The organism is Ghiorsea bivora, from assembly GCF_000744415.1.
Classification (GTDB): Bacteria; Pseudomonadota; Zetaproteobacteria; order Mariprofundales; family Mariprofundaceae; genus Ghiorsea; species Ghiorsea bivora.
Window position 1 is genome coordinate 99,665 of sequence record NZ_JQLW01000007.1, and the last position, 20,436, is coordinate 120,100.

Consider the following 20,436-nt stretch of genomic DNA (forward strand, 5'->3'; position numbering starts at 1 on the left):
AACCCCTTATTTTACCGTAATATGAATCGTGCGACTCATCACTTGACCATATGATTGGTGATGACCATCGGCAAACTGAAGTGTTAAGGTATGTTTGCCGGGTTTGAGTTTGATGGTGGTTTCCGTTTGCCCTTTGCCAAAATGGATATGTTTATCATCAGCAGGCACCACTTCATTTTCAGGAATATAAGCGCCATCAATGATTAAGTGATGATGTCCTGTGCCTTCAATGATTTCCCCCGCTTTGTGTACTCTCATGCCCTTGATGCCCATTTTCACAAGCAAAGGACTAGAGACGGTATCACCATCTTTGGGGCTGATAAATTGTGGACCTAATGTGTATGACTGACTACATACGCCTTCATGCTGACATGCGGCTTGCGCCATGCTGCTGATGAAGAGTGTGCTTGTTAGTGCGAGAAGTGTGAACCAATATTTCATATGAATCTCCTTTTTTGTTGCTGCTGGTAAAGTATGCTGAAACCATGAAAAGATAAACACAAACTTCGTATGCTTATTCTTTTGTTGATGTACCTAGTAAAGGGTGAGTTTGGGTGTTAAGTTTCGCAGATATAGATACAGTTTAAATGATGAAACAAGGGGCAACACCATGGCAGATAACAAAGGAAAAGCGTTAGAAACAGCACTTGCGCAAATCGAAAAGCAGTTTGGACAAGGCACCATTATGCGCATGGGTGATAAAGCGCATGTAGACGTGGAAGTGATTGGTTCTGGTTCATTGGCTTTGGATGCTGCCCTCGGCATAGGTGGTTATCCACGTGGTCGTATTGTTGAGATTTATGGTCCTGAAAGTTCAGGTAAAACAACTTTGGCGCTTCATGCCGTGGCAGAAGCACAAAAAGCAGGTGGTAAAGCCGCATTTATTGATGCAGAACATGCCCTAGACCCTGATTATGCACGTAAATTGGGTGTGGATGTGGACAACCTTTATTTATCGCAACCTGATTGCGGTGAGCAAGCTTTGGAAATTGTGGATATGTTAACCCGCTCAGGTGCTTTGGATATTTTGGTTATCGATTCGGTTGCAGCTTTAACACCGCGTGCTGAGCTTGATGGTGACATGGGTGATTCACACATGGGTTTGCAAGCACGTTTGATGTCACAAGCTTTGCGTAAACTTACATCAGCTATTTCTCGTACCAATACTACCGTCATTTTCATCAACCAATTGCGCATGAAGATTGGTGTGATGTTTGGCAACCCTGAAACCACAACAGGTGGTAATGCACTGAAATTTTATGCATCGGTTCGCCTTGATGTACGTCGTACGGGCTCCATCAAAAAAGGTGAAGATGTGTTGGGTAATGATACCAAAGTAAAAGTAGTCAAAAACAAAATGGCACCACCATTCAAACTGGCAAAATTCAGCATTATGTATGGTGAAGGCGTGTCACATGTCGGTGAAGTGGTTGATATGGGTGTGGAATATGGGCATGTGAAGAAAAGTGGTGCTTGGTATGCCGTTGGCACTGAGCGTATTGGGCAAGGTCGTGATAATGCGATTCAATATCTTAAAGACCACCCTGATTTATTGAATGATATTGAAAGCAAAGTGCGTGAAGAGTTGGGTTTACCAGAAATGAAATTTAGCTTAGAAAAGCCGAGTGTCACAAAAGAATAATGCCATTAAGAAAGAACAGCTTGAAGCTTATAAATCAGCTGTTCGTTTCTTAGGAATTCGTGAACATAATGAACACGAGTTGCGCGAGAAGTTAAGTAAAAAAAACTATGATGATATTATTATTGATGATGTTATCGAGCTATTAAAACAATATGATTATTTGAGTGAAATGCGCTATGCGGAAACCTTTTTGCGCTCTAGGCTTAAAAAAGGTGAAACACCATGGCTTGCAGCGCAAAAAGCACGGCAGAAGGGTGCTGAAGCGGTAGCTCTTAAAACTGCTTTAATCGATGCAGAACAAGGGTTTGACGCTTGGGCTGCATGCAAAGAAGTATTGGATAAACGTGACCCAACAGGGTTATACAAACACGATAAACGTGTTTGGCAGCGACAAATGCGATACTTGCAAAACAAGGGGTATGATATTCATACCATTTTGCAGGTGATGAACAATGAGGATGAGACAACATGAAAACATCGGAAATTCGTAAGAAGTTTCTTGGCTATTTTGCAAGCAAAGGGCATGAGGTTGTTGAATCAAGTTCGCTGGTGCCACATGGCGACCCGACTTTGATGTTTACCAATGCGGGCATGGTTCCGTTTAAGCATGTTTTCTTGGGTGATGAGACTCGCTCTTATGTTCGCGCCACATCCAGCCAAAAGTGCGTGCGCGCTGGTGGTAAACACAACGATTTGGAAAATGTTGGGCATACCGCTCGTCATCACACCTTTTTTGAAATGCTGGGTAATTTCTCCTTTGGTGATTATTTCAAAGAGGATGCCATCAACTTTGCATGGGAATTTTTAACTGAAGAATTAAAACTCGATAAAAGCCGTTTGTTTGTCACCGTCTTTGAAGATGATGATGAAGCCTATGATTTATGGACAAAAGGCGTGGGTATCCCTGAAGATAAAATCGCTAGAATTGGTGCCAAGGATAACTTCTGGAGCATGGGTGATACGGGACCTTGTGGACCTTGCTCGGAAATTTTTTATGACCACGGTGAGCATGTGTGGGGTGGGCCTCCGGGTACACCCGAAGAAGATGGCGACCGATTTGTGGAAATCTGGAACCTTGTGTTTATGCAGTATGATAGGGATGCAGAAGGCACTTTAAACCCGCTGCCCAAACCTTCTGTGGATACAGGCATGGGCTTGGAGCGTGTCGCAGCGGTATTGCAAGGTACGCACGACAATTACAGCATTGATTTGTTTCAAAACCTGATTGCTGCAGCGAGTAAAGTCACAGGCATCAAACTTGGCGATAGCGATGAACAAGATGTTTCACTTCGTGTGCTTGCAGACCATTTGCGCTCGGTATCTTTCCTGCTTGCTGATGGCGTGTTGCCATCCAATGAAGGGCGCGGGTTTGTGCTTCGTCGTATTTTGCGCCGCGCTTGCCGTCATGGGCGTTTATTGGGCATGAAACAGGCCTTTATGTATAAGCTTGTGCAGGCCTTGGTCGATGAAATGGGCGACCATTTTACAGAGCTAAAAGAAGCGCAGGGCAATATCGAGCAAGTCATTCGCATTGAAGAAGAACGCTTTATCAAAACCTTGGATAAAGGTTTGAAGTTGGTGGAACAAGCCGTAAGTGATGCAGGTGAGGGCGGCACAATTCCCGGTAAAACACTGTTTACCTTGTATGACACTTTTGGTTTCCCCACCGATTTAACCGCCGATATTCTTAAAGGTCAGAATATTCATTTGGACATGGATGGTTTTGAAGTCTGCATGAATGAACAACGCGAGCGGGCAAGGGCTGCTTGGGGCGGCTCTGGCGAAGCGGCATTACCCAAGGCTGTGTTTGAGATTCGTGAGCAACACGGTGCCACCGATTTCTTGGGTTACACCACGATTCAAGCCGAAGGTGCGATTTCTGGCTTGATTGCAGGTGACAAAGCTGCGGATGTTGCCAAAGAAGGTGATGAAGTCTGGCTGATTGCCAATCAAACTCCATTTTATGCCGAATCAGGCGGTCAAACAGGTGATACAGGCGTGATTCGCAACAAAGATGCCGAGTTTGTGGTCACCGACACCAAAAAAGTGCTATCTGACCTGTTTGTGCATATCGGTAAAGTGAGCAAAGGTTCGTTCAGCGTGGGCGATACTGCCGTGTTTGAAGTGCAGGGTGCGCGCCGCGATGCCATTGCCCGCAATCATACAGCAACCCACTTGATGCACGCAGTGTTACGAGATGTATTGGGTGAGCATGTGAAACAAGCTGGTTCATTGGTTACGGATGAACGCTTACGTTTTGATTTCAGCCATCATCAACCTGTATCCGAAGATGAGCGCAAAATCATTGAAGCGCGGGTGAATGCAGCGATTTGGGCGAATGATGCCGTAGAAACCAAGCTGATGACCCAAGATGAAGCCGTGGCATCAGGTGCCATGGCACTGTTTGGCGAGAAATATGGTGATGAAGTGCGTGTGGTCTCTGCTGGGTTTTCAACTGAGCTTTGCGGTGGCACACATGTGAAACGCACAGGTGATATTGGTGTGTTCCGTATTGTGTCCGAAGCAGGTATTGCCGCAGGTGTGCGCCGTATTGAAGCGGTGACAGGTGAGGCAGCCTATCAATCCTTTGTGGCGGATGCCGATGCGCTGAATAGGGCGGCGAACTTGGTCAAAGTGCGCCCCAATGAAGTGGTGGATGCCATCAAAACCTTGCAAATCAAGCTTAAAGATGCCGAAAAAGAGCTGCAATCGGTGAAAGCCAAGGCTTCCACTGGTCAGTTGGATGATTTGATTGCCACAGCCCAAGATGTAAATGGTATCAAGCTGCTTACTGCCGAAGTCAAAGATGTGGCAGACATGCGCGACTTTATGGATAAAGCCAAAGGTAAGCTCAAGTCTGGCGTGATTGTATTTGGGCAAATCAAAGGCGAAAAAGTGCAATTGGTCGCAGGTGTGACCAAGGATTTAACGGATAAATACAACGCTGGGCAAATCGTGCGTGAAGTCGCTCAAATATGCGGCGGTAAAGGCGGCGGTAAACCCGACCTCGCGATGGCTGGCGGTACTGAACCTTCTAAACTCAAAGAAGCCTTGTCGGAAGCTTGTAACTTGCTGAAATAACTGCATTTTTTCTTGTGCCTTGAGGAGAGTGCAAGTGTTTGGTTTTATGGTTTGTCGCTGGATTAGGTGCCTTATCCGAGGGGTTACTGATAAGGCCAATGATGTGCAAAGCTGATGTTGAATTGAACAATGTGTCACTGGAGCTTAAGGTTCCGTCTAAAGTTGATTTAAAGAGAGAGTTGAATAGTTGAAAAAAGAAGCGCGTTCTGGAACATTTTCAGGTAACATGAAGTTGCCTATACACCGATGGTTTCGGTATTCAGCAGGTTTTTCAGCTGAATGGGTAGAGAGCGAAATAAGAAGGTTTGAAGAGGATACTAACCAAAAAGCAAAAGTTTTTGACCCTTTTGTAGGCTCTGGAACAACAGCCTTAGCCGCATGTGCTACAGGAAATGAATCCTTTGGGTTCGATGGACACCCTTTTGTTGCTAGAATTGCTCAAACAAAGAATCTCTGGTATTTGAATGAGTTGGAGTTTAAAGAAGCGTGTCAACTTGTCATAGAAAAAGCTCGTAAAAGTAAGATAAAAACTAAACGGTATGATGAGTCAAAGCTTCTTGGGAAGTGTTATGATTTTGAGACTCTAAGTTTATTAGATAACTTGAGGCTTGCATACGAAAAGTTAGCAACTAAAAACCCCATTTGGGAATTAGTACACCTAAACATAACTTCGATATTGAGAGCATGTAGTAACGTTGGTACTGCACAGTGGCAATATATTTTACCTAATAAAACCAAATCAAAAGTGCTAAATGTGTATGAGGCATTTTTGGCTAAAGCAGAGCTGATGGCATTAGATATGAAATATGCTAAAGATAATAAATGGGTAAATTCAGCACATATATGTGAGCAGGATGTTAGAGATAAAATAAGTATCCCTCTATGCAATCTTTTAATTACATCTCCACCTTACCCAAATAATTATGATTACGCTGATGCTACTAGATTAGAAATGACATTCTGGGGTGAAATTGAAGGGTGGGGTGATTTAAAATCGGCTGTGAGACCAACAATTATGCGTTCATGCTCGCAGCATTCTGCAGGCGATAAAGTTGTTCTTGATGATATTTTACGCGAACCTTTATTGGAACCAATTATTGATGAGTTAGCTCCCGTAGCAAGAGAATTAGAAAAAGTTCGTTTAACCAAGGGCGGTAGGAAAACTTATCACACTATGGTAGCAGCTTACTTCTTTGACCTTGCCAAAATATGGAAAAACTCTAGAGCAGTTATGGAAGATGGGGCTCGAGTATGTTTTGTGATTGGAGACTCTGCTCCATATGGTGTTTATGTTCCTGCAGAAAGGTGGCTTGGTGAATTAGCTTTAGCTAGTGGCTTCAAAAGTTTTAAATTTGAGAAGCTACGAGACAGAAATATTAAATGGAAAAATAGAACCCATACAGTTCCTTTGCATGAAGGAAGACTTTGGGTGGAGGGTTAACAATGGCAAAAGCTCCTGTACATAAATTGGGACAAATGATTGGTGAATTCATAGAAAAGCATTTTGAACCTCAACTTAGTCAGATATGTACTCAACGACAATTATATTTAGATGTGGTTGGAAAAGAACGTACAGCACGAAGAGGGAAAAAGGTATCATGGCACGATAATTATGGAAATAAACATGATTTAGACTTTGTTATAGAAAGGGGTGGCTCCGATGCTGTACTTGGAGTTCCAGTAGCTATTATCGAAATTGCTTGGCGTCGTTACACCAAACATTCCAAAAATAAAGCCCAAGAAATACAAGGTGCAGTTCTTCCTATTGCTGAAAAATACAAGTATCACAAGCCTTTTTTAGGTGCGGTGATTGCAGGTGATTATACGAAGCCATCAATTACACAATTGAATTCATGTGGGTTTGCAACAATTTATTTTAAATATGAGGATATAGTCTCAGCATTCGCCACTGTAAATGTGGATATTAAGTATGGGGAAAAGACTCCAGATGATGTAGCACAGAAAATAGTTGTAGCATTAGAAAAGTTGTCTTTCAGTCAATATGAACAAGTCTTCCAGAAAATAGTTGAGTTAAGTGATAAGGAAGTTTCTTCTTTCAAAGAAAAGCTAATTGCTGCACTTGATAGACAAGTCCAACAAATAATTATTGCACCACTATATGGTGCTAATAATACTTTCCCTACGATTGATGATGCTATTAACTACTTAGATAACTTTGACGCCGAATTGAGCTCTATAGGGGCAGAGCTAATGAAAATTTTTGTTCAAGTCAGGTACTCTAATGGAGATAATATTTCTGGGGAATTCTCATCAAATGAATTTGCTTCTGATTTTTTAATGAGTATTGTGAAATAACTCTTGCTTTTAGGGCTGACCAAGCTAAGTAATTAAGCAGAAAGGGGATAAGGCTTTTGCTACCCACGATCAGGTTGATACCTCCGAACAAGGGCAAGGTCTGTATAAAAGGTCAAAGGAAATGGATTATGTTGAATAAATTATACACTATGATTCAACATTGAAGTATCGCGTTGATAAAGGATTATCCTAAATGAGCCAAGGTTTTGAAATTCAAGTATTTAGCCGCTATGAAAATAAGATAGTGATTGAAAAAGTCTATGGCGATGGGGCGGTTAAGTTTGCTTATGGTAATCCCATTGGGCGGCTTTTAGCACCTTTGATTGCCAGTAAAATGTTTAGTCGGTTTTATGGAAAATCACAAGATAGTGTGAAGTCTGGGCAAAAGGTCGCACCATTTATCCAAAACTTTGAAATCCCGATTGAGCAATATCAAAAAGGCTCGCTTCAAGATAATCCGATTGAAACATCGTATCGCTCATTCAATGAGTTTTTTATTCGCAAGTTCAAAGAAGGGCAACGAACCTTCACCACCAACCCACAAGAGATGGGTGCATTTGCTGAGGCACGATACTTTGCTCATGCAAACATGACGGATGATTTAACTGTGCCTGTCAAAGGTTCGATGTTGCGCGCGATTGACCTCATTGGCGATGCAGAACTCGCCCAAGACTTTATCGGTGGCCCGCTGATGATTGCGCGGCTTTGCCCTGTGGATTATCACCGCTATCATTATCCTGATGATGGCAAAACGCTGAAATCATTCACTGTTCCCGGTGATTTACATTCGGTGAATCCATTGGCACTTAAATACAGGCAAGATATTTTTATCAAAAATGAACGCCGTGTCTCGATTTTAGATACAGAACACTTTGGTAAGCTTGCCTATATCGAAGTGGGTGCGACTTGCGTGGGTAAAATCGTGCAAACCTTTGATGAATCCAAACCGTTTAAGAAAGGCGATGAAAAAGGTTATTTTCTGTTTGGTGGAAGCACGGTGGTCTTGTGTGGCGAGAAGGGGAAATGGTCGCCTTCGCAGGATATTTTAGACAACACCAAACAAGGCATTGAAACCTATATCCAGCTTGGTGATGTGGTGGCAGAAGCGATAGCTCAGGGGAAAGCATGAAACACAAAGCATTTACGACTGGCTTATTGGATTTTATCCAGCAATCACCCACACCCTTTCATGCGGTGCAAAATATGGTGAACACCCTCGAAAATGCGGGTTTTCAGCGTTTGGATGAGCAAGCAGCTTGGTTTGTCCAAGAAAAGCAGGTGCAAGGGCGTTATTTTGTCACCCGCAATGATTCATCCATTGTTGCTTTTGACATCAAGCAGCCATTGCTGGAGCAGGGGATTCGCATGGTGGGGGCGCATACAGACAGCCCGTGTTTAAAGGTGAAACCCAATCCTGAAATCATCAAACAAGGCTATTTGCAGCTTGGTGTTGAAACTTATGGCGGGGTGTTGCTCAACCCTTGGTTTGACCGCGATTTATCATTGGCGGGCAGGGTGAGTTATGTGGATGAAGCGGGCAACATGGCTCATGAATTGGTGAATTGGAACAAAGCCATTGCGGTGATTCCAAGCCTTGCCATTCATTTGGATAGGGAAGCCAACGATAAGCGCAGCATCAATAAACAACAGCATTTACCGCCTGTGTTGATGCGGGTATCGGATAACAAAACAAGCTTGAATGACCTATTGCTTGAACAATTAAACAAAGAATCCAGCAAAGCAGTATCAATATTGGACTATGAATTAAGCTTTTATGATGTTCAACCGCCAGCCATTGTGGGCTTGAATGATGATTTTATCGCCAGTGCGCGTTTGGATAACCTATTAAGCTGTTATACGGGGCTGATGGCTTTGATACATGACGATAACAGCCAGAACACGCTTCTTGTATGCAATGACCATGAAGAAGTGGGCAGTGTGTCGGCGGCGGGAGCGCAAGGCAATTTCTTGGAGTCGGTGTTGCAACGCTTAACTGGGGATAACGAGGCTTTTGCACGTTTGATGGCAGCCAGTGTAATGATTTCTGTGGATAATGCTCATGCTGTTCACCCCAATTTTGCCGATAAACATGATGCCAACCATGGCCCAATCATCAATGATGGCCCTGTGATTAAAATCAATGCCAATCAACGTTATGCCAGCAACAGCGAGACTTCTGCCATGTTTAAACAATGGTGCGAACAAGCGGATGTGCCTGTGCAATCCTTTGTGGTGCGCTCGGATATGGGTTGCGGCAGCACCATTGGTCCAATCACTGCCAACAACTTGGGCGTGCGCACTGTGGATGTAGGTGTGCCAACCTTTGCCATGCACTCGATTCGTGAACTTGGGGGCACAAAAGATGCGGCTTATTTGTATCAAGTGTTGCGGCAATACTTTGCAGCCTAAAGCATGAGTGTGTCTGAATTTGAGAACATGGTCGCAGGGCTAAACTATGATTGTTTAGATTCGGATTTAAGAACATTAAGAGCATCTGCGCGATTGGCTTGCGCGAAATACAATGCACATCCCAGCGCTGGAAATATGAAGCATATTACACGGTTATTTAAAGCTGTGGGCAGTGCTGTGCTGGAGCCTGGGTTTCAGTGTGATTACGGGGTGAATATTGAAGTCGGGCGCAACTTTTACGCCAATTTTAATTGTATTTTGCTTGATGCAGCACCCATTATCATTGGTGATGATGTGTTGTTGGGTCCGAATGTGCATATTTATACATCTGACCACCCCAAAGATGCCGAGCAACGAAAAAAGGGCATTTGTTTCGCCAAAGCTGTACATATTGGTGACAATGTTTGGATAGGTGGCGGGGCGAAAATACTTTCAGGTGTAAACATTGGCGAAGGTGTTATTGTGGGTGCCAATGCTGTGGTGAGCAAGGATATTTCAGCGTTTACAACCTACTATTAAATATGAAGTTTTTCAGGCTCAATCACCAATGAATGTTCACCATCGCTGAGCAGCGTCTCCCCATCTTGGATGGTATATTGCAACTGCATATTCCGTTTTGTCATTTCACCCATAGTTGCCACAACCTCATCGGTGAGCACAAACACCTTCAAATTATCAAAGCGGGTGAGCTTATCCTTGGTTTGCTCCCACCATGTTAAAGCACTGCGGTAGTTGTAGTTGTAGATGATAACTTGTTTGGCGCGACCACATGCTTTGCGAATGCGCTTTTCATCAGGTTGCCCCAAATCAATCCATACTTCAATCTCATCACTTAGGCTTTTTTGCCATAAATCAGGCTCATCTTCTGCACATAAACCTTTGGTGAATGCCATATATTCATGGGCATTCAAGGCAAAGGCTAAAAGCCGCGTCATCATGCGTGATTCATGTTCAGAAGGGTGTTTGGCTAGGGTTAAGCTGTGCTCTTCAAAATAATAGGTGTCCATATTGGACACCTGAATATCAGCTTTATAAATCGTTGATTTGATTGCCACCTATGATTATTTTAACTGCTCTAAGTTGCGCACAGCACCTTTATCGGCTGATGTGGTTAAAGCCGCATAAGCTTTAAGTGCCTTGGATACTTGGCGTTTGCGACCCACAGGTTTCCATGCGTCAGCACCTTTGGCATCCATGGTTTTGCGGCGTTGCTTCAACTCATCATCAGAAATAGCCAAATTAATCGAGCGATTTGGAATATCAATTTCAATGGTATCACCATCTTCAATCAAACCAATGGCACCACCTTCGGCAGCTTCTGGGCTGACATGACCAATGGATAAACCTGATGTGCCACCTGAAAAGCGACCATCAGTTAAAAGCGCACAAACCTTGCCCATACCTTTGGATTTAAGGTAAGAGGTAGGATAGAGCATTTCCTGCATACCAGGACCACCTTTGGGGCCTTCGTAGGTGATAATCACGATGTCTCCTGCTTTGATTTTATCATTTAAAATGGCTGATACTGCATCATCTTGGGACACAAAAACGCGGGCTGTGCCATTAAACTTCCAAATGGATTCATCCACACCTGCGGTTTTTACAATGCAACCACGCTCGGCAATATTACCAAACAACACGGCAAGCCCGCCTTCTTTGGAGTAGGCATGTTCCATGCTCCGAATACAACCATTTTCGCGGTCGGTGTCTAAATGTTTCCAGCGTTCCGATTGGGAGAATGCGACTTGGGTTGGAATACCACCGGGTGCTGCGCGATACATTTCACGGGCAGAAGTGTTGGCTTCATTCACAATATCGTTGGCATCCAAACCTTCACCCAAGGTTTTGCTGTGAACAGTGGGGATGTCACGATGAATCAAACCGCCCCTATCCAATTCAGCAAGAATAGAAATCACACCGCCAGCCCTGTGTACATCTTCCATATGATAATGTTGTACCGCAGGCGCAACTTTACATAAGTTAGGTACTTTGCGACTCATGCGGTCAATATCTTTCATGGTGAAATCAACTTCGCCTTCTTGGGCAATTGCCAATAAATGAAGCACTGTGTTGGTGCTACCGCCCATGGCAATATCCAATGCCATAGCATTTTCAAAGGCTTCAAACGTAGCAATAGAGCGGGGGAGAACTGAAGCATCATCTTGTTCGTAATAACGTTTAGTGATGTCCACAATGGTTCGCCCAGCTTGCAAGAATAACGCTTGGCGGTCGCTGTGTGTTGCCAGCAACGAACCATTGCCTGGCAATGCCAAACCCAAAGCTTCTGCAAGGCAGTTCATGGAGTTGGCGGTAAACATACCTGAGCATGAGCCGCATGTTGGGCATGCAGAGCGCTCAACAGCAGCCACATCTTCATCGGATTCTGTATCATCGGCTGCCATAACCATGGCATCGACCAAATCGAGATGTTTTTCACGGTTATTGATGGTCACTTTACCTGCTTCCATAGGGCCACCCGATACAAATACCACGGGAATGTTTAAGCGCAATGCCGCCATCAACATACCGGGTGTGATTTTATCGCAGTTGGAGATGCACACCATGGCATCAGCGCAATGGGCATTGACCATATATTCCACAGAATCGGCAATGATTTCACGGCTAGGAAGCGAATACAGCATACCGCCATGACCCATGGCAATACCATCATCCACAGCAATGGTATTAAATTCTTTGGCAACGCCACCTGCAGCTTCAATTTCGTGGGCAACCATTTGCCCCAAGTCTTTCAAATGCACATGTCCAGGCACGAACTGGGTGAATGAATTGACCACAGCAATGATGGGCTTTTCAAAATCACCATCTTTCATACCTGTGGCACGCCAAAGTGCGCGCGCACCTGCCATATTTCTGCCTGCTGTGGTTGTTCTCGAACGGTAAACTGGCATTTTAATACACCTCTTTTTCTTTTGTTACTGCATGTGGAACATCAATATCCGTGATGATTCCCGCTTTTGGGTCGTTAAACACATACATATCCAAGCCTTTTTCGCTTCTTGCGATAATCGTGCTCACGGCTGCATCACCTGTGACATTCACAGCCGTGCGAATCATATCCAGCAATCTATCCACACCGATGATGAGCGCAATACCTTCCACGGGCAAACCCACTTGATTGAATACCATGGCAAGCATAATCAAACCTACACCAGGTACACCTGCTGTGCCAATGGATGCCAATACAGACATGCCAATCACGGTGAGATAACCCGTTAACCCTAAATCAACACCATACACATTAGCGATGAACACTGTGGCGACACCTTGCATGATGGCAGTGCCGTCCATGTTGATGGTTGCGCCAAAGGGTACGGTAAACGATGCAATGGATTCATCCACACCCAAACGTTTTTCAACGGTTTGCAGGGTGACAGGGATGGTGGCATTGGAGCTTGATGTACTAAAAGCGAAAACTTGAGCTGTGCTCATTTTTTTCATAAAGGTGATGGGGTTGACCTTGCCAAATAGTTTTAATAGTAGCATTAAAGTGCCTGAAACATGCAGAAGCAGGGCAAGCACCAATACACCAAAATAACCCAGCATAGGGATAATCAAATCAATGCCTTGTTGGGCAAATGTTTTTGCCATCAGTGCAAACACACCAAGCGGTGCCAAATACATCACCACATTCACCACTTGCATCATCACTTCATTCATGCGCTCGGATAAGTCCATCAGCGGCTTAGCAGCTTTGCCCACCATAAGCATGCATGAAGCGAAAAGAATCGTGAAAAAGATGATTTGTAACATATTTCCTTCGGCATAAGCCGCCACTGGGTTAGATGGAATTAAATCAATCAAGACTTGGGTAAAAGGTGGGGCTTCGGGAGCCGTAAACGATGAACTTGCTGCACCTGCTAACTCAAACCCTTCTCCTGGGGCAAAGAAGCTTGCCAAGGCAATGGCGAGCGTAATCGCTAAAGCGGTGGTGAGCATATAATAAGCGAAGGCTTTGCCGCCTACGCGACCGAGTTTACCAATGTCACCAATACCAACTACGCCGCAAATCAATGAGAAGGTGACCAGTGGCACGACCAACATTTTGAGCATACTGATAAACATCGCACCCAAAACATGGAATACACCCATCACCAAATAATCTTGAACCCAAGTAATATCGTGAGCAAAGATATTGATAAGGCTGCCAAGAACAAGCCCCAGCAACATGCCACGCAATATCTTTTTGGTCATACTTGTTTTATTACCCATGATTACCACCTACAAAAATGAACACAAACGATGATAAGATAAAGTGTAAGATGCAAGGTGTATCACAAGGCATTGATATGACACCTGATTTTGGTTAGAAGTCGCTTATGATTTCTAATGTAATGTTTATTTCTGCGGGTATTTTATCTTTGCTGGCAACTTGGTTGATTCTGGTGTGTATGCGTGCTGGCGGCAGTGGCGTGATGACGCAACGGAATATAAGCCTACTTGTAGGAGCCTCAATTGTTTGCACGCTTATTGCTATTTTAGAGCTTGGTTTTATTGCACAGACAGGGTTAGTACTAACGTTAACAACGGTGACTGGTTTTACCATTTTGCTGGTGCAAAACTTATATTTACTTGGTATGTGGAAACATGAAGTCCGCGGTTTAGGGCTATTATTACTTCCGCTTACAGCCATCTCATTATTTTTACTCGCTGTTACACATGAATCTGCATCAGAACAATGGGTGGAAGCTTATTCATTCCTAGAAACAGGGCATCTTTTGTTGTCTGTGGTCGCTTATGCCATGTTGACCATGGCTGCCTTATATGCAGTGATGCAACTGCTCTTAGACAGAGCTTTAACCCAGAAAAAGATTGGTTTTTTTGTGCAAGCTATGCCTTCATTGATGGATATTAACAACTATTTGTTTGCCCATGTTCGTTGGGCTATTTGGTTACTAGGACTTAGTATTTTAACGGGTTTAGCATGGCAATGGGTTGAACTTCACCATTTCGCACTGGTCAATCATAAAGTTTTATTGGCTATTTTTGCTTGGTTAACCTTGATGACTTTATATCATCTGCGTAAAAAAGGCGCTTGGCATCATAATCGGGGCAGTAAAATGGTGCTGTTTGCTTATGTTACCCTTATTTTAGCATACTTTGGTGTTAAAATCATTAAAGATATGCTTTGAACATTAACGCATTATGACATTTTCTGAACATGCTTTACCCTATATTTTAGGGGTACTTTTTTTATTACTTTTGCTTTCCGCATTTTTTTCAGGCTCTGAAACAGCACTAACGCGGGCAAGACGTGTTCGACTGCGTATTATGCGAAAAAAAGGTAGCAAAGGTGCAAAATATGCTGAGCACTTACTGGAAAAGCCAGAACGTATGCTTGCGTCTATCCTGCTTGGAAACAACTTTGTTAATATTGCAGCCTCTAGTCTTGCGACAGCTGTTTTCCTAACCTATTTTGGTGAGGCTGGTATTTTGTATGCTACCATCGCCATGACCATTATTGTGCTTGTTTTTGCCGAAGTATTACCCAAAACCATTGCTGTTGCTCATGCTGAAACCATTGCTTGTAAGGTGGCAATGTTACTCACATGGTTCCAACGTTTGTTTTCACCTGTGGTATCCTTATTAATGTTAGGTATCAAGTTCTTACAACGCGCCCTTAAAGTGAAAGAACACCAAGAATTGGCATTTAATCATCAAGAGCTTGCTGCCATGATTGATATGAGTGCAGAAAGTGGTGTGCTGGATAAAGCCCGTGAACAAATGTTGATGAGTGCGCTGCAACTGCATGATATTCCGATTAAGTCTTTGATGACCCCGCGTAAAGATGTGATTATGTTGGATGCTGAAAAAACAGTAGAAGCTTGTGTGGAAGATGCGATTCGTCATCCGCATTCACGTTACCCTGTGTATCATGGTGATCAAGATAATTTGTTGGGTGTGGTTCACCTGCGTGATTTACTTAAAATACGCCAGTCTCAAACACCCTTATCCCGCGCTTTGATTTGGACCAATCCACCTTATGCCCCAACAAACCGTAATGCTTTGGCTCAACTATTTGAATTTCAAAGCAAACATTTGCACATGGCAATCGTGGTGGATGAGTTTGGTGATATTGAAGGCGTGATTACCTTAGAAGATATTGTTGAAGAAATTGTTGGCGAAATTGTGGATGAATCCGATGTGGCACCGCCTACTGATGTTTGGGTGCAACCTGATGGCTCTTGGGTGGTGGGTAGCACGGCAAATATCCATGATTTGAACCAATTGATAGGCAGTGAGTTACCTGAAAATGGAGCCACTACGATTGGTGGTTTAATTGTAGAGGAATTGGGCGGCGTACCTGATGGTAAGCTTTGCCTGCAAATGGCTAGCGTGCGTATTGAAGTACTTAAAATCAAAAGGAAACGTATTCAACGCCTGCGTTTAACACGTTATGCCGAAGAATCATCTGGCGTGTTTATCACTGGCGGTTAAACATGTTAAAAATATACCAAATTGATGCCTTTGCATCTGACCTTTTTACAGGAAACCCCGCTGCTGTTTGCCCTTTGGATACTTGGCTTGATGAAAAATTGATGCAACACATTGCAGCAGAAAACAACCTTTCAGAAACTGCGTTTTTTGTTGAAAATAATGGTTGTTATGATATTCGATGGTTTACACCTACGGTAGAAGTCGCCTTATGTGGTCATGCTACCCTGGCGGCAGCTTATGTTTTATTTAGAGAGCTCGGTTTTACTGGTGATAGTATTTTATTTCAATCCAAATCAAGTGCGTTAAAAGTTCGTCAAGATGGGGATAGGTTTATTCTTGATTTCCCCAAACAAATGCCCGAACCGTGTGTTACGCCTGCAGCAATTCAACACGTTTTTGGCGATCATATGCAAAGCTGTTTCAAACATGAAGATTATATTGTGGTTTTGAGTGATGAAGCAGCCGTTATCCATGCCGCCCCAAATATGCAGATATTACAACAGCTTGATTTAAGAGGTGTTTGCATTACAGCAAGGTCAAAACAATATGATTTTGTATCCCGCTTTTTTGCACCCAACTGTGGTATTGATGAAGATCCAGTGACAGGTTCATCATTTACCCAGCTTGCCCCATACTGGGCAAAGGCATTGGCTAAAAACAAACTTACGGCTAAACAAGTTTCACAGCGGGGTGGGGAAGTATGGTGTGAGCTTGTTGATGATAGGGTTTATATTGCAGGTGAGGCTGTGAAATATGCGGAAGGTTTTATTGCGGTTGAACCGTTGATTGGGTAAGTATTGGGCTTATGGCATGAGTTACAACTCATGATGACTCCATACATCGTTGTTTTTATTCTCTTCATCTACCTTGTCTTGGTCAACCAACTTCAACTCAGGTGAGGATTCTTCTTCAGCTAATATATTATGTTCATCTTCACCAAAAAGGTTGGCTGCTTTCTGTTTGTTTCTATCTTCAGAAATACTTTTTTCTGTAATTTCAACGTGTTCAGGTTCTGGCTCTTTGGTTGGTGTAGCCAATACTGTTCGTATCACAACTTCCTTGGGTTTGGGTTCTTCCACCTTTTCAGGTTTAACTTCGTCATCGGTTGCAAGTGGAATCATTTCTTGAGAATCTAGGCTGAAAAAATCACCCGTATTAAGCACTTCATCTTGTAAAGGGTCATTTTCTTGATTCTGCTTTTGGTTGAACTGTTTTAAGACGCTCACTTTTAACTGTAAAGACTTGAGTTGTTCATCTTCACCCGTTTCTTCACATTCATGAATACGTTGTTCACATTGGTCAATGGATTGGCTTAATTGCCCCGTTTTTTCTATGCAAATAGCATATTGCATATGGACATTGATTTGGTTTGCCATTTCTGGCTGCTCAAGAATTTGCGCAAACATTTGTCCTGCTTGGGCAAAATCTTGCCTTGCAGCGGCAGCTTTAGCCTTGCGCATTAATAGAGGTGTATCACAATGATTCACAGTGAAACAGGCTGCCCAAATAGGAAATATTTAATCAACATGTTCTTATTTTGGACGATGCTCAAGCGCAACGCAAGCTAATGCAGGAATTTAAAGGGTCAGATTGTGTCAGCCCAAGTCATAGCGAAGGGTATTCGCCCATTGAAGGTTCAATGAGTTATGAAACGGTGATATTTACTTAACGCAAACAACAGCGTTTGAATTTTATTCCAGACCCACATGGGCAGCTATTATTGCGCGAAATATCGGCTGTAGTGCTTTCCCCATCAACATAATACCAAAGCCCATCTTCTTTAATGAAGTCGCTCACTTCATTGAGGATACGTCCTTTATTACCGCTAACAAAGCTGGCAATAAAATGAACAGTGCCTTGGTTATCATTGTTGCTTCCAGCTTGGCTATCCATAATCTTTAAATCAATCCATTTTAAGCCCAAACCACCCAATATTTCTAGTTCAGGGCGGGTTGTTTCATGCCATGTTTTCCAAATATACTCGGGTAGATTCAACACAAAGGCTGAATAACGACTACGCATCAAACTTTCGGCAGTCGGAGCATCCACTGTGCCATCATGGTATGGTGCACAACAATCTTTTAATGATTTCCCTGACTTGCAAGGGCATATTACGTTATTTTCAGCGCTCAAAATGAATCTCCACAGCTTTGATTTGGTAGGAAAGATGGCAAGTAGGTAGACATTGTCAAACCCTTGTGAGGATAAGCCGTTAAAAGTGTGTCGATAGTAGGGCTATGTGAAAAGAGGGTGCAGTTTTCCAGCCTTCAAATCATCATGTTGGACACAGATACGTTGTAAGTATGAGTATCACACAGCCCGTTTTGTATTCATTTTGTATCACTGCAAAGTTTAGATTTATTGCTGTGGTTATGATTTTCCTTTGAATAACTCTTGAATTCCACCGATAGCGCCCAATGTAGCGGTTGCATCCATGGGCATAAAGATAGTTTTATCACCTTCGGTTTGTGCGCCGATATGGTTCATGGTTTCCAAGTAGCGTACGGCGAGTAAATACTGGCTAAACTCGTCACCTAATGTTTCTTTTAGTTTGTTCAATGCTTCTTTTTCACCATCGGCTTCTAAAATTCGCGCTGTACGATTGCCTTCAGCAACCAATACTGCAGAAGCTTTTTCACCTTCAGCTTTAAGAATAGCAGATTTACGCATACCTTCGGCTTCTAAAATCGAAGCCCGTTTATCTCGTTCTGCACGCATTTGTTTTTCCATGGCTGCTTGAATTTCGCCAGGGACTTCCAAATCTTGGATTTCAACACGTTTTACCTTTGCGCCCCAATCATCGGCAGCTTCATCTAAGATAAGTTGCAAGCGTGAATTGATTTGTTCACGGGAAGATAAGGTTTTGTCCAATTCCATTTCACCAACCAAACTACGTAAAGTGGTTTGGGTGAGTTTTTCAATGGCATTGGGTAGGTTAGAAATACGATAAACTGCATCATGCGGCTTGGTGATTTCAATGTAGAGTAAGGCATTGATATGTACACTAACGTTATCTTTGGTGAATACAGTTTGCGAAGGCATATCGAGCACAGTCTCGCGAATATCAATACGCGCTGTGGCAGCAAGGTGACCATCCGAACTCTCTCCCAAAAGCCTACTTAAAGCATTATCAGAAGGTGCTTTTTTCCAAATAAATTCACGGGGTCTATCAACGAAGGGAATAATAAAGTTAATGCCTGGTTCAAGTGTGTGTACATAGTTACCAAAACGCTCAATCACCATCCGTTCTGAGCTACGAATCACCACAATGCCTTTAAAAATAAAGGCAATAACCACTGCGGCCAAGAATAGGGTAAGCATTAATCCAGTATCTAACATATCAACTCCTTATGGTGTTTTTCTCATTCAATGCTTTGACGGTAAGCGTACTACCATCGACAGCTGTAATTTCAGCAAAACTACCTTTTTTAAGCTTATCATCTGACTTGGCTTGCCACAATACACCTTTATATTTCACCCTGCCTAGCGGGTTGATGGTAGCCACCACTTGCACCTGTTGCCCAAGCATATGGGTTGTGCCATCCGTATTGGCGATTTCTTTCTTTTTACGAAAAGTGAGTAGTAATAAGTAGGTAGCTGCTGAAGCGATGGCAAAAATAAATAATTGCGCTGTTACGTCGGGCGCTATCAACCATGTTGCTGCTGATGTTAACACAGCACCACCAGCCAGTGCCAATAAAAAATAAGTGCCGCTCATCAATTCAATGATAAGGATTAAAAAGGCGATGATTAACCAAATATGCCAATGTTCAATCATTTCCATATTTTACTCCCTGCAGACAGCGATGTATTGCATTGTGGGCGTTTTCTATTGCGATAGCAAGTTTAAAAAATCGAGGTTGTTATGCTACAATCAAATCATTTTTGGCAAACGAGCGAAAGTGGCTTAGGTATATTTTTGGATGCATGAAGCTGCCCAATGCAGCATTCAATTTGAACATGGACTCATGCGGAGTTCAATAGCCTAGGTCGCCGTGGTTATTGCCTTTAATATTTTTGTAGTTGAGGATGCAACCAATACTGGGGCGAGAGGCTGAGCAATAACTTTCGCTTTTATTTTTGTTGATGAGTTTTTTGGATTGTATTGAATCTGAACAATTTGTTTGCCCTGAGACTTAAGGTAATTTTCCACGCCTTGGTTGTGTGGTTTTTTTCCCCAATCTTCACCAACCACAAAAATATCAGCCTTAACTTGTTTACATACAGTAATATAGTCCAGTTCATGGTAAGGAAGAGCAATATCTACACAGCTTAGCGCCAATAACATTTCTATGCGTTGTTCAAGGGGGATAATTGGGGTATTGGGCTTGTATAATTTAACAACTTCATCAGAAGCAACGCCTACAGCAACGGTGTTGCCTAAGCTGGCGCAGTGTTCGAGTAGGGCAAGATGACCAACATGTAATAAATCAAACGTACCTACTGTATAAACAACCATTCTTTTTTATAATCCTATTGATAGTAATAACTTCACGGCTAGTATAACACACTTCAAACTTCAAATAAAGAAG

Annotated in this window: 20 protein-coding genes; 11 read left to right on the forward strand and 9 right to left on the reverse strand. The window is 43.0% G+C overall.

The annotated features are described in order from the left end of the window. Nucleotides 1-6: 6 nt before the first annotated feature. Complete coding sequence (locus DM09_RS04955; protein ID WP_232507754.1) at nucleotides 7-441, reverse strand: DUF4399 domain-containing protein; 435 nt, start codon at nucleotides 439-441, stop codon at nucleotides 7-9. Nucleotides 442-610: 169 nt separating this feature from the next. On the opposite strand from DM09_RS04955, the gene recA reads away from it, so the two are divergent. The 8 genes from recA (at nucleotide 611) to DM09_RS04995 (ending at nucleotide 9,967) form a co-directional block, all read left to right on the forward strand. Then, the gene (gene recA / locus DM09_RS04960) at nucleotides 611-1,642 is read left to right on the forward strand and encodes a recombinase RecA (protein ID WP_038248134.1); all 1,032 of its coding nucleotides are present in this window, start codon (nucleotides 611-613) and stop codon (nucleotides 1,640-1,642) included. Then, on the forward strand, nucleotides 1,626-2,114 hold the full coding sequence (locus tag DM09_RS04965; RefSeq protein WP_232507755.1) for a regulatory protein RecX: 489 nt from the start codon (nucleotides 1,626-1,628) through the stop codon (nucleotides 2,112-2,114). The genes recA and DM09_RS04965 overlap by 17 nt, the downstream gene beginning before the upstream one ends. Continuing rightward, nucleotides 2,111-4,723 carry an alanine--tRNA ligase gene (gene alaS, locus DM09_RS04970; RefSeq protein WP_038248136.1) on the forward strand — a complete coding sequence of 871 codons (2,613 nt, stop codon included), beginning with the start codon at nucleotides 2,111-2,113 and terminating at the stop codon, nucleotides 4,721-4,723. Before DM09_RS04965 ends, alaS begins: the two co-directional genes overlap by 4 nt. Nucleotides 4,724-4,910: 187 nt before the next feature. Continuing rightward, nucleotides 4,911-6,164 carry a site-specific DNA-methyltransferase gene (locus DM09_RS04975; RefSeq protein ID WP_232507756.1) on the forward strand — a complete coding sequence of 418 codons (1,254 nt, stop codon included), beginning with the start codon at nucleotides 4,911-4,913 and terminating at the stop codon, nucleotides 6,162-6,164. Nucleotides 6,165-6,166: 2 nt separating this feature from the next. Further along, on the forward strand, nucleotides 6,167-7,039 hold the full coding sequence (locus tag DM09_RS04980) for a hypothetical protein (RefSeq protein ID WP_038248137.1): 873 nt from the start codon (nucleotides 6,167-6,169) through the stop codon (nucleotides 7,037-7,039). Between the two features lie 193 nt (nucleotides 7,040-7,232). Then, nucleotides 7,233-8,168 (forward strand): archaetidylserine decarboxylase, encoded by a 936-nt coding sequence (asd, locus tag DM09_RS04985; RefSeq protein WP_038248139.1) that lies wholly within the window; start codon nucleotides 7,233-7,235, stop codon nucleotides 8,166-8,168. Next, complete coding sequence (locus DM09_RS04990; RefSeq protein WP_038248141.1) at nucleotides 8,165-9,448, forward strand: M18 family aminopeptidase; 1,284 nt, start codon at nucleotides 8,165-8,167, stop codon at nucleotides 9,446-9,448. Before asd ends, DM09_RS04990 begins: the two co-directional genes overlap by 4 nt. Before the next feature lie 3 nt (nucleotides 9,449-9,451). Beyond that, nucleotides 9,452-9,967, forward strand: coding sequence for a sugar O-acetyltransferase (locus tag DM09_RS04995; protein WP_038248143.1), 516 nt, complete (start codon nucleotides 9,452-9,454; stop codon nucleotides 9,965-9,967). On the opposite strand, the gene DM09_RS05000 is transcribed toward DM09_RS04995, so the two are convergent. The 3 genes from DM09_RS05000 to DM09_RS05010 are packed head-to-tail and all read right to left on the reverse strand — an operon-like array spanning nucleotide 9,964 to nucleotide 13,678. Then, nucleotides 9,964-10,503, reverse strand: coding sequence for a YaeQ family protein (locus tag DM09_RS05000; RefSeq protein ID WP_038248145.1), 540 nt, complete (start codon nucleotides 10,501-10,503; stop codon nucleotides 9,964-9,966). The genes DM09_RS04995 and DM09_RS05000 overlap by 4 nt on opposite strands. Nucleotides 10,504-10,509: 6 nt before the next feature. Beyond that, nucleotides 10,510-12,357, reverse strand: a complete 1,848-nt coding sequence (gene ilvD, locus DM09_RS05005) for a dihydroxy-acid dehydratase (protein ID WP_038248147.1) — start codon at nucleotides 12,355-12,357, stop codon at nucleotides 10,510-10,512. 1 nt (nucleotide 12,358) lies between these two features. Beyond that, complete coding sequence (locus DM09_RS05010) at nucleotides 12,359-13,678, reverse strand: dicarboxylate/amino acid:cation symporter (protein ID WP_038248149.1); 1,320 nt, start codon at nucleotides 13,676-13,678, stop codon at nucleotides 12,359-12,361. A 107-nt stretch (nucleotides 13,679-13,785) separates the two neighbouring features. On the opposite strand from DM09_RS05010, the gene ccsA reads away from it, so the two are divergent. Genes ccsA through DM09_RS05025 form a run of 3 tightly spaced genes read left to right on the forward strand, consistent with a single transcriptional unit; the run spans nucleotide 13,786 to nucleotide 16,698 of the window. After that, the gene (gene ccsA, locus DM09_RS05015; RefSeq protein WP_038248152.1) at nucleotides 13,786-14,598 is read left to right on the forward strand and encodes a cytochrome c biogenesis protein CcsA; all 813 of its coding nucleotides are present in this window, start codon (nucleotides 13,786-13,788) and stop codon (nucleotides 14,596-14,598) included. Between the two features lie 13 nt (nucleotides 14,599-14,611). Then, nucleotides 14,612-15,904, forward strand: a complete 1,293-nt coding sequence (locus tag DM09_RS05020) for an HlyC/CorC family transporter (RefSeq protein WP_038248154.1) — start codon at nucleotides 14,612-14,614, stop codon at nucleotides 15,902-15,904. 2 nt (nucleotides 15,905-15,906) lie between these two features. Beyond that, on the forward strand, nucleotides 15,907-16,698 hold the full coding sequence (locus tag DM09_RS05025) for a PhzF family phenazine biosynthesis protein (RefSeq protein ID WP_038248159.1): 792 nt from the start codon (nucleotides 15,907-15,909) through the stop codon (nucleotides 16,696-16,698). Nucleotides 16,699-16,719: 21 nt separating this feature from the next. Here DM09_RS05025 and DM09_RS05030 read toward each other — a convergent pair whose 3' ends face one another. The 5 genes from DM09_RS05030 to DM09_RS05050 form a co-directional block, all read right to left on the reverse strand. Then, nucleotides 16,720-17,391 carry a hypothetical protein gene (locus DM09_RS05030; RefSeq protein WP_157753603.1) on the reverse strand — a complete coding sequence of 224 codons (672 nt, stop codon included), beginning with the start codon at nucleotides 17,389-17,391 and terminating at the stop codon, nucleotides 16,720-16,722. A gap of 178 nt (nucleotides 17,392-17,569) precedes the next feature. Then, nucleotides 17,570-18,037, reverse strand: coding sequence for a YchJ family protein (locus tag DM09_RS05035; RefSeq protein ID WP_038248163.1), 468 nt, complete (start codon nucleotides 18,035-18,037; stop codon nucleotides 17,570-17,572). 237 nt (nucleotides 18,038-18,274) lie between these two features. Continuing rightward, nucleotides 18,275-19,243 carry an SPFH domain-containing protein gene (locus DM09_RS05040; protein ID WP_038248165.1) on the reverse strand — a complete coding sequence of 323 codons (969 nt, stop codon included), beginning with the start codon at nucleotides 19,241-19,243 and terminating at the stop codon, nucleotides 18,275-18,277. Nucleotide 19,244: 1 nt separating this feature from the next. Then, nucleotides 19,245-19,688, reverse strand: a complete 444-nt coding sequence (locus tag DM09_RS05045; protein ID WP_038248168.1) for an NfeD family protein — start codon at nucleotides 19,686-19,688, stop codon at nucleotides 19,245-19,247. Between the two features lie 201 nt (nucleotides 19,689-19,889). After that, nucleotides 19,890-20,363 (reverse strand): adenylyltransferase/cytidyltransferase family protein, encoded by a 474-nt coding sequence (locus DM09_RS05050; RefSeq protein ID WP_051938169.1) that lies wholly within the window; start codon nucleotides 20,361-20,363, stop codon nucleotides 19,890-19,892. Nucleotides 20,364-20,436 lie beyond the last annotated feature (73 nt).